This is a genomic window from Rhizobium sp. F40D2, from assembly GCF_051810745.2.
GTDB lineage: Bacteria > Pseudomonadota > Alphaproteobacteria > Rhizobiales > Rhizobiaceae > Rhizobium.
Genome location: NZ_CM131436.1, coordinates 697,303 through 710,371 on the forward strand (window position 1 = coordinate 697,303; position 13,069 = coordinate 710,371).

At 61.0% G+C, this 13,069-nt stretch carries 9 protein-coding genes and 1 pseudogene; all 10 read right to left on the bottom strand.

Features of this window, described 5'->3' with window-relative positions:
- Positions 1–113 precede the first annotated feature (113 nt).
- Positions 114–1,205 carry a hypothetical protein gene (locus ACS4RS_RS03445; RefSeq protein WP_449313876.1) on the bottom strand — a complete coding sequence of 364 codons (1,092 nt, stop codon included), beginning with the start codon at positions 1,203–1,205 and terminating at the stop codon, positions 114–116.
- A gap of 370 nt (positions 1,206–1,575) precedes the next feature.
- Positions 1,576–2,754 (bottom strand): hypothetical protein, encoded by a 1,179-nt coding sequence (locus ACS4RS_RS03450; RefSeq protein ID WP_449313877.1) that lies wholly within the window; start codon positions 2,752–2,754, stop codon positions 1,576–1,578.
- A gap of 626 nt (positions 2,755–3,380) precedes the next feature.
- Positions 3,381–3,878, bottom strand: coding sequence for a hypothetical protein (locus ACS4RS_RS03455; protein ID WP_439008705.1), 498 nt, complete (start codon positions 3,876–3,878; stop codon positions 3,381–3,383).
- A gap of 10 nt (positions 3,879–3,888) precedes the next feature.
- Complete coding sequence (gene tnpB, locus ACS4RS_RS03460) at positions 3,889–4,242, bottom strand: IS66 family insertion sequence element accessory protein TnpB (RefSeq protein ID WP_439008704.1); 354 nt, start codon at positions 4,240–4,242, stop codon at positions 3,889–3,891.
- Positions 4,239–4,625: an IS66-like element accessory protein TnpA gene (gene tnpA, locus ACS4RS_RS03465; protein ID WP_439008703.1), complete on the bottom strand. Its 387-nt coding sequence runs from the start codon at positions 4,623–4,625 to the stop codon at positions 4,239–4,241. Before tnpA ends, tnpB begins: the two co-directional genes overlap by 4 nt.
- Before the next feature lie 279 nt (positions 4,626–4,904).
- A complete protein-coding gene (locus tag ACS4RS_RS03470; protein ID WP_439008702.1) occupies positions 4,905–5,522 on the bottom strand; it encodes a hypothetical protein in 618 nt (205 codons plus the stop codon).
- A complete protein-coding gene (gene pglZ, locus ACS4RS_RS03475) occupies positions 5,519–7,468 on the bottom strand; it encodes a BREX-3 system phosphatase PglZ (protein ID WP_439008701.1) in 1,950 nt (649 codons plus the stop codon). Before pglZ ends, ACS4RS_RS03470 begins: the two co-directional genes overlap by 4 nt.
- On the bottom strand, positions 7,465–10,251 hold the full coding sequence (locus tag ACS4RS_RS03480; RefSeq protein WP_449313878.1) for a DEAD/DEAH box helicase: 2,787 nt from the start codon (positions 10,249–10,251) through the stop codon (positions 7,465–7,467). Before ACS4RS_RS03480 ends, pglZ begins: the two co-directional genes overlap by 4 nt.
- Positions 10,248–12,629: a DNA methyltransferase gene (locus ACS4RS_RS03485; protein WP_449313988.1), complete on the bottom strand. Its 2,382-nt coding sequence runs from the start codon at positions 12,627–12,629 to the stop codon at positions 10,248–10,250. Before ACS4RS_RS03485 ends, ACS4RS_RS03480 begins: the two co-directional genes overlap by 4 nt.
- A 30-nt stretch (positions 12,630–12,659) precedes the next feature.
- Positions 12,660–13,067: pseudogene (locus tag ACS4RS_RS03490) on the bottom strand (hypothetical protein); the annotation flags it as partial.
- Positions 13,068–13,069 lie beyond the last annotated feature (2 nt).

The following is a 13,069-nucleotide window of genomic DNA, read 5'->3' on the forward strand; positions in this document are numbered from 1 at the left end:
TCGCCGATCCAGCTTCGGTGGACGGCGTTTTCTCAAGGATGATGGGAACGGCAAGAGGCCGCCGCGGCGTCACGCGCCGCAGCTATCGCCTCTTTCGAGCGGGGTCGATCGCCTCAGGCGTCGAGCAGCCGCCGAGCAAAGCCGATGCGGATGTGCTCAGGTGGCCAGGAGACAGTGTCATCCGTCAACGCTTCCGGATCATCGCGGCCATCATCGTCATCGTCGAATCTCAGATCTTCAGAGGAGCCGCAACGGCATCCGGGCCCGTGATCTCCGGTGTCGTTCGTCGCATCCACCCAGACCATGGCACGGGGCTTTGTCCGCAGCGTCCCGAAGCGGCGCCCATGGAGCGACGTCGTGGAGGCAGCAGCGGCGAGCACTGGGGCCGACATCACCGTTGGCGTCTCCGGGATACCGAGCGCTCGGCGCGCCTCGACCTCGAGAAGCTGTTGCACGCGGCGTCCGAAGCGCAGGCGCAGTTCCGCCATGCAGGTCGCCGCCCCGTCGATCTCGAGAAGGTCGTCGATTTCCGAGAGCGCCCAGACGCCGGCCGCATGATCGCTTGGACGGCTGGCGCCATCGATGATCGCAACGCCCACCGTCTCGACCATCATCCGCTTCTGCGTTTTGTAGAGCCAGTCCGGCACGATCATTGCCGACGCCAGCATCTTGAGCTTCAGCTCCTCGAGCCGGCTGGTATCGCCGTAGGACGCGAGCGACCGTTTCAAATCCAGCACAAAGGCGGCGCGCTTGGCGCGGTTCACGATGATCAGGTCGGGCGTGTAGCAGCCCTTGGCCGGCGCCTCGCAGTCAAGCCGCACGCCCTCGAGCTGGCGCCAGTCATTGCCGGCCACCGCCTCGATCGCGGCCTTCACCAGTGGCAGTTTGATCGACTGCATCAACACGACCAGATCTGGATTGACCTTGGCCAGCCGCTCGACGGCCTGCTCTAGCAGCTTGCCCTCGCGAAATGACACCGCCCGCACCAGAGAGGCGACGTTGACGTAGTGCCCGAGGATCTCGTCCTCAACCGGCTCGCCGTCGGCGATGGCCGCGATCGCCTTCTCGATCAGGGTGTCGAAGTCGGCCTCGACGTCGGGGTAGCGCACCAGATGCGAATGGCGGCGAAGTGCCGGCGGTTCAGCCTGGAGAGCAAAGCGCTCGCCGAAGAGGCGGCGCGACGCCGAGCCGGCGGCAAAAGACATGGTGGAGGATGCCGCTGACGCGGCGCGCAGAACTTCCCCGGCTGGGGTCTTGGCAGTATGAATAGTCACAGCCCGATTCCTTTCACAAGAAGGCTTGAGGGTCAGGCCCTTGGTAGCGTTGGCGCGCTGCCTTGGGCCGCTTTGCTTCATCAATGTAGCCTTTGTTATTTCGCAGGACCCGCCGCGGATCTCAAGGGCCCGATCGGCAAAAAGAGAACAGATCCTGAACGCGGTTAATTTGGGGCTCACGCCCGGATTCTGTCCGCACGCGATGGTAAACGAGCGGTGAAGCGCGATGAGGTTGCGCTGAGCACGGCGCCAAACGCACAGCCGGAATCAAGAAAGGGGCCCGAAGGCCCCTTTCTTATGTTCAGTCCGCCGACGTCTCGGCGGGTTTGCGCGTAAGCGCCTTTGGCTTCCTCAGTCCGGACAGCCCTTCGGTCGAACCGAAGGAAAGAACGTTGGAACCGACGGCCTCAGATGCGCCACCACTCCGGGTAAACATCGCCGGCGGCACGTAGTCCTGGACCGCTTCATCCTCGTCCTCGGACGGGTCGAGGCTTGGCGCCTCAACCCGCACGACGCCACCGAGCGCCTCCAACCCACTGCGCATCACCTCGTCGGGCGAGTTCGAGGCAGCGGTGGCCCCAAGCGGCCATTCAGGCTGCTTCGTTCGAGAGGTTGCCCAATCGAGGAGCGGCAGCAGCTCCTGGCTCAGCCACGGTTCGAGCTCCTTGGCCTCAGGCCAGGCCTCTCGATCACCCACATCGTCGAGCGTCTCGAACACTCTGTGCCAGCGGCTTCCAGGCGCAAGCTCAGTCGCGGAGAGCTTGCGGACGTCGATGTCGCCTGGTGCGTCGAGAAGCAGGACGTTGCCCAGGCTGCGCTTGGCAATTCGTCCCAACGGCTCAAGCACGGGGACGAGTGCCTTCTTTTGAAGGCGCTTGCCCCGAGGTTTGCTTTGGAGAATGTCCTCTACAGTCTTGGCAAGCATTGCCGCATTCTCAACGAAAGCGGCAACACCACTCTTCGTCTTGAGATCGATCAGCGCCCGCAGCCCGGAGAGACCGCCGACTTCGGCAAGCTCAGTTCTTGTGACCTCTTCGGACGCTTCTTCGGCGCCGTCCGCCAGCAGAGCTTTCACTTCGCTGACGCGAATGCCCTCATGCTCCTCCGCAAAAGCCAGTGCGGCCTGAACCTTTTCTTCCGGCGCGGACGCTAGATGAAAAAGAACCGTGGGGCTGACGGCCAGCTCGACCGCACGTGTACGGTACGGAGCGAGGTTGCGAGCAACAGACCGATAGTTTCGCGCGGTCTTCGAGGAGATGTCGCATCGCTGCGATACCCATTTCTCGAAAGTACCCGGCTCAACGAGTTCGGACGCCTGCTCCAGCAGGTCGCCCAGCTCGAACGCCTGCTCCGTGGAGCGGCGTCCCAAAGCCTGGATGTTGAAGGCTGTCGCTTCCAACGCTCTCTTGCTCTGCGCACCGATGTTGAGCGCGTCGTAGTCAAAGCGGCCGGATGCCGCTTCGGTCGTTTTCTTCGTCATGTCAAAGATCCTTGCATGTTGCAAAAGCATCAACTGCACCCGCGCAATTGATAGATCAATTATCCGCTGGATTGAAAAGTAAAACAAGGTGTATCAAAAGTTGCGAACTTAGGTTATACAAAAGAATACTCAAGATATACGCTATTTGTTACTTCGTAATATGTATTCTATGCGAATTCTAGAAATTTTTACTACGATTCGCTTCAAGTAACAGAACGCAACCACAGGACGCACCGTATGGCGCGCGTGTGCATGTTTTCGAAAACCTGCCGACCTGGTAACACCGGGACAGTTCAGAGAGGTGCAACGATGTCAAAAGCGGTCCTGACGACTAAAGTCGATCCGACCTACGACGATCTTCCGGAGCAGCGCTACCATTTCCCGCGTACTATCTGCGTCAGGTCGAGGCCGCGCGGGGAGACTGGATCGTCTATTATGAGCCGCGGCGGCCGAGCGACGATCTGATGAAAGCGGGCGGCAAGCAGGCATATTTCGCAACAGCCGGGGTCAACGACATCGTCGAGGATCGGTCAAACCGGAAAGCGAGAGCCGGCAGCAAGGGATCCGATTCCACTTTTGCGCCAGATGTCTAACAAGCCAACATCCAAAGATCGCAGTCAATTTCGCTAAACCTTTATGGTTAGATTGATGACCTTCCATCCCTGCGCTTGCGCTGCCGGCGCGACTGCCGCCGAATGGGATTTCCGCAGCGCAAGGCCAAGCAACTCGCGCGGCCTGGTTACACCTACGAAGACGTTCGTTGCGGCGGTTAGTCCTACACCCGTCAACGGCTGGTCAGTAACGCCAAAGGCAAGGGGAAGGACCGTGGTGAGATCAACGCACTGCTGGTCAGCTCTGCTACCTTTCCATACCTCGCTCTCAACGATGAGAATTCCGTCGACACTCTTACCCTTGACCGAGTGGATCGATCCAAGCCGCAATGTGAGGTCGTCGAATTGCACCTGTTTCGTGGAGCGGCGTTCGGGGTCGGCGGGATCGGCCTTTCGTTCAGCGACGAAACTGCAGAATTCAGCGATATCAGCTTCGGCGCGTTCCGGATGCTGTGCGAAGAGGGGCAACAACTGTTCTATGAAGGCCTGCCATGCCACCTCCGCCCGAGTCATCGTGCCGCATCTATTCGATGGTGTCCGGCGGCCTCGTCTCTACGGAACGAACCCGACGCCAGTCGAGGCCTGCAAACAACGCCTCGAACTGTGCGTGGCCGAGTGTCATCAGACCATCCTTGATGCCGGGCCAGGTGAAGGCGTGTTCTTCCAGCCGCTTGTAGGCCATCACCAATCCGCTGCCATCCCAGTAGATCAGCTTCAATCGGTCTGCTTTGCGAGACCGGAATACGAAGACCGTACCAGTAAAAGGGTCTTTGTGCAGCTCGTTCTTGACTAGCGCCGCCAAGCCATCGTGGCCCTTGCGGAAATCGACGGGCTTGGTGGCCACCATGATCCGAACCCGGTTGGACGGAAAGATCATGCCGGAACCGCGCAGGCACGCGCGACAGCGGCGATGCGGGCGGCAGACGCACCTTCTTCTAGCCGAATGGTGATGGACCCGACGATGATCTCGGGACGGCTGGCTTTCTTGATGAGCGGTTCCGCAACGGGTGGATCGACGATTACCGCTGCAAATTCTACGGCATCCTCGGGCGCAGGCAGAACCAGCTTGCCCTGCCGCGCCATCGTTCGCCAGGTAGACAGGTGGTTCGGCTTCAGGCCATGTCGCTCTGCGACTTCATTTACCAGCGCTCCGGGCCGAAGACTCTCCGAAACGATCTGCGCTTTCACCTCGTCCGGCCAGTGCCGGTGAACCTCACGTCCAGACTTCCTGGTCGTGAGAACCTCCAATGTACTCTCCATGGAGAAACTCCCGTTGCTCGTCCATGGATAGGCGATCACAGATCAGGGCAGAAAAGACAACGTGGGTATGGAACATCGGTTACGGAGGGAGGGCGCAAAGCGGAAATGATTTCCGCATGGGGGCCGACTGCAGACTGTCCGATTTTGACTGAGATACTGGAGAAAGCCGACGTTCAGCCACGACTCCCACTGCGCCCAGCGTCGGCACTCGCTTCTAGGGTAGGCTGTTATTTTTCCCACCACTGTGTTTAATACGCAGGTTCCTGAAAAGCTATCTAATTAGCCTTTTTTGAAGGCGAAAAGCAGCGGATCAGTCACTTGTAGCGGGGTAACGCTGTGTCGCGACCTGTTGGCAGCAAGATCAAGAAGTCTCTTTGCCTCTGGAGTAAGCTGCAGCGGTGCTGCATGGCAGAGTCTTCGGCCGGCTTGACGTTGGATCATGCCCCAAGACACCATTGTCTTGAAGGCATAGCTGGTCGCCTGATCGATCGTAGTCCGCTTACCGTGCAGCTCGAACATACGACGGTGGACCTCTCCCGCGGAGCAAGTTTCTTGGAGACGAAGTAGGCGACCAACGTTCTCCACTACCTCGCGGAAATACGGATACGCCCCGATAGCTACAGCCTCAAAGGCCGCGGTGCGTGTCCCTGGCTTACTATGTCGCACGAGCATCGCAGCCTCCATCGCCAGACTCCGACCGACTGTATCCGCAGGAAACCACATCCGATTTAGGATGCCGACGGCCTTGCGCTGGACCTGAAGTCCTGGGATGTCAGCTGCGAGTTGCGCGTGGAGATCTTTCAAGTCCCTTTCGCCACGCACGACGCACGCCGCTAACTCCATCCATTGGGCATCGACGAAGCGATCCATGCCGATTCGAGGTGGTGCAGTGCTCACGTCTTTTCCTTTCTCGAAACCCTGACGAACGGGACAATGACTTCCTCCAGGGATGTGCCCCCGTGCACGACTGCTCGGCGGCCCTCGGGTATAAAAGCCCGCCCATGCGGGGCGAACAGCGGCTTGTAGGTGTCCGGCAGACCACCCGGCTGCAGAACCCGGCTACCGGCGATAGTGGCGGACGACTTCTGCCGCAGCGCCTCGCTGTCGTAGATGCGGGCCCGCTCGCCACGCTCCTCCGCGGCGCTCCCCTCCGACGGACGGCCCATGCCGACGACGTCCACATTACCGTGGTCGGCGGTGACGTAGATGCGGTAGCCGGCATCGACCAACGAGCAGACGAGCCGATCCCATTCGCCGAGTTCGAGCCAGTGCTCGATGCGGCCGACCAGCGCCTGCTTGCCGAACAGCTCTCCGTGGAGAAGCTCGTCGACCGTGTCCACGACGAGCCCGATGACCTCGACTCCATCGGCGATCGCGCCGGAGATAACCTCGTCGCAAGACCCCGGCTGGCCAAGCCCCTTGGCGTAGAACACCTGGCTCTCGGCGAGCCCCTCGTTCACCCAGAAGCGCCGCCATGCGGCAGGCTCGGGCGAGGTGCTACCGATCGTCTTGGCGAAGGCCCGTGGTTGATCGCCGGTGAAGATCGCCTGGCGGGAGACGCCGGTCACCGTCGGTAGCCAGGCAAAGCATGACCGGGTGTCGATGAGGAGGTCCGGCTGGTCGACGCGAAGGCGGCGCTCGAGGATTAGCCACTGGTCGAGCGCGATCCCATCGACAACAATCAGCGCCTGCCTCCGCTCACCGGACCGTCGACGATGCGCCATGTGCGGCGCGATCTGATGCACGATGGAGGGAGCGGTCGCGTAGCTGTTGAAGCTTAGCCCGTCGAAGCTGCTCTCCAGCCAGTCGAACAGGGAGACGTCGATGGCAGGCGCGATCCCGGCCATCGGATCCGGACTGGTGGCGTCGGCGACTAGGCTTCGCCCGGCATCGATGATCTCGGCGTGCCGTTCCGCGAACCGCAGCCAGTCACCGTGTGTGGCGCCATCCTTCGGGATGTCCTGTCGCAACAAGTCGATCCGCTGCTCGGCCAGGGTGCGAGCGGCTTCATCGTCCGGCACCATCCCGACGAGCATCCAGCTCGGTGTCGAGGCTGGAACCTGGTCGACTTTCGCAGGCGCGATGGTGCCATCCAGCACCATGCTGTCGAGGCTCACGCGGATGCCCGGCAGCGCGAAGGGAATGATGTCGGCGGGCGGCTCCTCGCCGCGTGCCGATGCCCGTGCGAAAAGGTTCCAGTCCCGTTGGACGCGGTCGATGAAGGTCGCTCGGTCGGAAAGGATCGATGCCGCTACCTGTACAGAAATGCTATCCGGCCGACAGGCCCGCTCTGCCACATGGCAGGCAATGAGGTGCGGAAGGGGCGAGCCGCGGAAGAAGATGTCGAACGCCTGCTCCCAGAGATCGGCGGGGCGCCGGAGTAGGTCCGGCACGACGCGGTATAGGTTGGCCGCCAGGAAGTCTTTCGTCGCGCGCGTGCCCATCGTCGGCATGCTCGGTCTCGACGACGTGATCTGCCACAGGTCGTCATAGCGTTCTGATCCGACCGCGCGTACCGCGTTCGCGTCGAGCGAGCCGAACAGCTCGGGGATCGAGAGAGCATGTACGCGCGCCTCGTTCAGGACGTCCCAAGGCACGATCGTGCTTGCGTCACCACGGACGTGAACTATGTAGGCGCCGCCTCCAGCCGCGTCCCGTATCTCGGCTTCGTAGCGGTGCCGGAAGGCGAGCGGGTCACGATAGGTGACGAGCTCGAAACCTCTTTTCGCGAGGATTGGGGCAACCGTGGGGGTGAGCAGAATCTCGTCGGGGTCGGTGACGACCCACAGATGGCTGAACTCGCGCTGGAAGGGAGCCAAGATGTGGTCGGACCAAGCCGTCATGCCGGTCGCACCTCGACGATCGTTACCGGCTCCAGGCTTGGCATTATCGCCGCCGCGTCCTGCAGCTCACGGATGCGACGCTCATGCTCCTCCTCAAGGCGCCCCAGCCGTGCGCGTCGGACATTCTCGAGCCCTATCCGGCCTATCGCACGTCGGCGTGCGTCGAACGCCGCAGCTACGCGCTGGCGTTCCTGTTCAAGCTGCTGCAGGTGTGCGTCGCGAAGCTCCAGGTAGATCGGCTCGGCCTGCGCTTCGGCGAACTGCTCCAGGGCGGCTACCGCGTCGATGGCGTAGTCGCCGTCTGTCGCGAGTTCGCCTGTGACGATCATGTCCCACAGCCTGCGGGCCGTGGGTGCGAATGCCCGCCCGTTTTGAACGAAGAGCGGCATGTATCGCTGATCGTCGCCCCGTATCGTGCTCATCCGGATGCGCCATAGCGACCAGACGCCCTCCACGCCGGCCGGCAACTGTGGCACAGATACGCGCGGAATCGGACGACCCGGCGGTTCTGCGGGAAGGTCGTCGATCACGCCACGGACGGCAGCATTGTCGAGGGTCAGCCAAGTCGCGTCGGGAGCCGCGTCGAGACCGGATGCGTCGAAGCAGGCCCGATCGTTGGTGGAGCCGTCGGGCCAAGTAATCCGCCAGGATTCACCATTGCGTCGGGCATCGCCTCCGGCGTCGGCGAGACCGGCTGTAACCGCCTTTTCAACCCAGAAGTGGATGGGATGGCGGCGCCACCTCTGGGCGGCGCCCGGATCGAGCGGGGCGCCGGAACCGAGGAACTCGTGACGCTCGCGGTCGGCAGCGATCCGTGCGCGTAGCTCCTCCAGCCTGGCGTCGGCGCGTTGCTCGACCGCGTCGGGCGAGAGGATCCCGTCGATATAGAGGCCGTCGAACATCGCCTCCGCCTCGACTGAGTCCATCACGTCGGCCGCTTTGTTGACGCCGAACTCCTCGGCGATCGCCTCCAGCTTCGCCTCCAGCACCTCACGGACGCGGTGCTCGACCGTCTCGCCGAGGACGAAGTTGGTGGCGCGGACCGTGTGCTTTTGCCCGATTCGGTCGACGCGGCCGATGCGCTGCTCGATGCGCATTGGGTTCCAGGGCATGTCGTAATTGAACATGACGTGCGCAAACTGGAGGTTCAGACCCTCGCCACCAGCGTCCGTCGAAATCAGCACCCGCCCGGTTCCGGCGAACGCCTTTTGGGCGGCCACGCGCTCCTCCACCGCCATCTGCCCATTTAGCGTCGCGACCTCGAAGCCGCGCTCGCGGAGCTGCGTGGCGAGCATCGCCTGCGTGGGGACGAATTCGGTAAAGATGAGCACTTTCAGGTCGAGGTCGTCCTCCTCCTGCTGGATGCGGTAGATGTGCTCCAGCAGCGCCTCGACCTTCGCGTCGGTTCCTCCGAGCGCCTGCTCCGCAAGACGCAAAAGGGTTGCTACCTCCGCCTTTTCAGACCGCCAGCCAGGCCAGTCTACTAGCTCGTCGAGCTGCGACTGTCCATCCATGTCCGCCATCTCGGCGACGTCGACGTCAGGCGCGAGCGACAGCTGCGCGGGCGCATCCTCAAGCGCCTGGAGACGGCGGCCGAGGGTTGTAGCGATGGCGGCGGTGGACGATGTCACCAGCCGCTGCATGAGAACCATGAGGAAGCCGATGTGGCGCTGCTTGCTCTTCAGTGCCTGATTGTAGCCATGCCGCACATAGTCGGTGACCGCCTCGTACAACTGTCGCTGGGCGTCGTGTTTCGGCCCCCAGTCCACTGTCACGAGCCGGGTCTGCCGGGGCTTGAAAAGCGGATTGCCCTCGTTGTCGATGGCGAGCCGCTTCTCGGTCCTGACGACGTATGGCGCTACCCGATCACGGTCGATGCAGTCCTCGCCGGGAAACGTTTCGCGGTCGAGGAGCTGCATCAGGCGCAGGAACTGGTCCGACTTCCCCGAATGCGGCGTCGCGGACAGCAGGAGCAGGTTGGGCGTGGCGTCGGCGAGCGCGGCGCCCAGCTTATAGCGGGCCACCTGGTCGGTGCTGCCGCCTAGGCGGTGTGCCTCGTCGATGACCACCAGGTCCCAGGCGGCGGTGATCAGGTCCTCAAAGCGCCGCTGGTTGTAGGCCGCGATGCGCTCCAAGGACCAGCCGCGACGCCGTGCAAGGGGCTTCACGCTATCGAGGGGGCAGATTACTTGGTCAGCGACGCGCCAGACGTTGTCGTCGTCCGACCAGCGGGAGACCGCGTCGAAGTCGCTCGGGTCGGCGATGCGGAACGCCTCCCCAAAGTGGAGCTGCATCTCCGCCTGCCACTGCGGAGTGAGTCCCTTCGGCGCGACGACGAGGACGCGCTTCGCCAGGCCGCGCAGCTTGAGCTCGCGGATGACGAGTCCCGCCTCAATCGTCTTGCCCAGCCCGACCTCGTCCGCGAACAAGTGGCGGACTCGCCCCTTTTCCATGGCGCGCTCCAGCGCATAGAGCTGGTGCGGCAGCGGGGTGACGCTTGAGCGCACAGGAGCGAGCAGGATCTCGGTGGCGAGCGCCTCCTGCACGCGCGCCGCGGCCGCCCGGTGCACGATAGTGTCCAGCGTGGGCGCGTGGGCAGCGATTGGCTCGGCCGCGGCCAGCTCGATCTGGGCGACCGTGCCTGACGCGGGTGACCACACTCGGAGCGACTGCACGCCCCAGCGATCCAGCCGGTCGATCACCTGCACGGCGCCAAGGCGATCGTGCCACAGCCAGTCGCCGCGTTGAGCGACCGCCGCGCCTGACGCGGCGACGGCGCTCACCGCTCGGCCTCAAGTCGCGTCTCGGCCATGCTGTGCAGCATCATAAGGCGCTCGTCCTCCTGCCACACCTCGTCGGGCACTTTTGCCGATACGTCGATGATGGTGCGGTAGTCCTTGGCCGCCCACGCCGCCTTGAAGCCGGCACGCATCACCTCTAACCGGATCTCCTTCATCTTCTTGCCTTTAAAAGCCTTGTAGATGTCGAACTCGCGTAACAACGCCTTTTCGCGGCGTGCCTCAACATCCTGTTGCTTATTCGGATCCGGCACGAACCAACGATTTCGAGCCCTTTCCACTAGACGAGGATCCTCCTTGTCGAGATTGCGCAAGTCTTTCCAATTAGATGAAAGATACGAATGCACCTGAGCCGGGACGGGCCCGTTGCCATCATACATCAGGAAGTTTTGCTCCAGAAGGTCGATCAATTCCGGCTTTGCCTCGTGCTTACGCCATCCAGCACCGATCTTCTGCGTGAAGTCGTTCGTAATTTCTTGTCTCGACGAGGGCCGCGCTCGGAGGAGGTCACCTAACCAGTCGATTGCGCTCTTCTCATCGCTGACAAACAACTCAATCTGTGACGCTCCGCCTTTCTGAAGCGCAGCACGGTCGTACGTATCGATTTGCTGAGGCAGAAAGATCATGCCGTCCCTCGACGGGAAGCGCTCACGAAGCTCGGCCTGAAAGTCACCGCTAGAGAGTGGAATTGGCACTCCATGTGACACAAACCAAGCGATCATCCTGTCGAAAATAATTCTGGGGTCGCGCTCAGGAACAGTGATGATCTGGTCCCCCCTTGTTCGAAGAACAGGCAGGTTTTTGAGGTGTGTGGAAACGAAGTCCCAAACCGACTGAACGTCAGAGCTGCGTCTTTCGAATCGTTCCTCTAGGCCTCCGTTGGGTTTGTACGCCGAAATGACAAGGTCCTGTTTGACCGACGTCGGGTTTGTTACCGCGTTAAAACTACCCTGCTTTTTATCCAGAGCGGATACATTTGCTACGACGAAGCCGGCTTCTTGGAGGGCAACTTGAATAGCGTTCCAGACACTCGCTCTAGTGTTTGAGAACTCGATCGTTATCCAACGGCCTGGTTTCAAAACGCGAAAGGCTTCCCCGAACGCAGAGGACATTAGTCGCCGATAGGAGTTGATCGTCTTCTCTTGGTGAGCGCTCTCAATCGCCTCATGCTCGTTTGCCGTATGTACCGCTAGCCAACCTTCCCAGAGCTGGTTCAGGTCGGAATAGATGAGATTGGCTCCGAAAGGTGGATCGATAAAGATGTAGTCGATCGAGGAACTCGGAATGGACGTTAGATGCGTCCCCGACTGGGTTGAAATGAAGCCATGGCGCTTGGCATGAAGACTTCTTGAAAAGTTTTTGACACGGTCTTTTGCCTGATCCAGGACGTTCATCTCGACCGACAGGGATGGAATGTAGAGTGTGCCATTGATCACGCCAACGGTCGCGCCCCCGACCCCTTTCTTCTCACCACCAATGCGGCTCGCAGCTATTCTGTGCATTCTAGTCGCTCTAGGCGTCAGCGCACTGAAAGGAGGCCAGGAATGGAGGCCTAGCTTGCGCAATCTCGCGAGAACTTGAAGAGAGCGGGCTGTATAGAAGCTGTCGACGGTCTTGTACCCGGCTCTAATCGCCTCGACGCTCTTGTCGCCAGGAGAAATGGGATCGGTCGGCACCCAATCACTCAGTCGGAGTCGACCCACATGACTGGAGAGTTCCTCATCGAATACGTCAGCTTCTTTTGTGAAGCGCTTTTTTCCGTATGTGTAGTTAACTAGGACTGGGCGCTGCGCCTTACGCGCAACAGGCTCTCCTCCGCCGGGAGCTGCAGCCCACGTCTTAACGGGCTCAAGATCGCCTTTGCCAAGGTGCTTCTTGCACTGCGGACACGGGAACTCATCTCTGACTTTACCCTCATCCTGATCGACGGCAACCGTCCAGAAATCAAAGCTCTCAGCGCATTGAGGGCAAGAATAGATGTCCGACCAAACGATGTAATTCACTCGCCCGTACGCAAACGCGTCTGACACTTCACCATTCTCTCGAAGAAACTTAGCTGCCTTCTGAGCAGTGCCAGCATTTGCTGCATGCAAAGTCTGGTAGAGCCAGCCTAAGTCCCTATCTATAACCGAAACATCCGCCTCGACTGATCCCCAATGCGCCTCGCTCTGCGGTGTGTTGTATGCGTTAGTTATGAACGTCGCAGCCGGCGACAGGTCAAGCAGCACTGGAACGCGCGCGCCTACTTCCGAGCATGGATCGGTTGATCCGTACTGGAAGACGTTTCCCTGCGCGTCAACCTCAAAGCCCAGCTCTTTAATGACTGCGGCATCGCCGCAGAGCTGGGAAGCAACACCGGTCATCCCCGTCCCGCAGAAGCTGTCAAGGACCAAATCACCTGGCTTTGTATAATGCAAGATGTAGCGCATTATCGCGCGTGGCGGCACCTTTGTGTGGTAGCTGTGAAGATTATATATAGGGTCGTTCTTACCCTCAGCCACATCCACAGCAAGAGGGGTTCTATAATAGTGGCTAGCGTCGTCTGGCGCAGCATCCTCGATTAGCTGTGCCATGAATGGGTTTGGGCATGCAGTGTAGTATGGAGGGTCCGAAAGCTCCACAATCGCGTCATCACTCCCTTCGGGGAACCCTGGCGTAGCGCGAAACTGCGGGTCAGATAAATGCTCTCGCAGCAAACCGCGGAAGTGCTCACGACGAGCGTTCTCGTTTTCGAATGTCTTGCCCAAACACGAGACGGGCTTCGCTGCCGCCTCAAAGTCCATACGCACTTGACCTGACATTT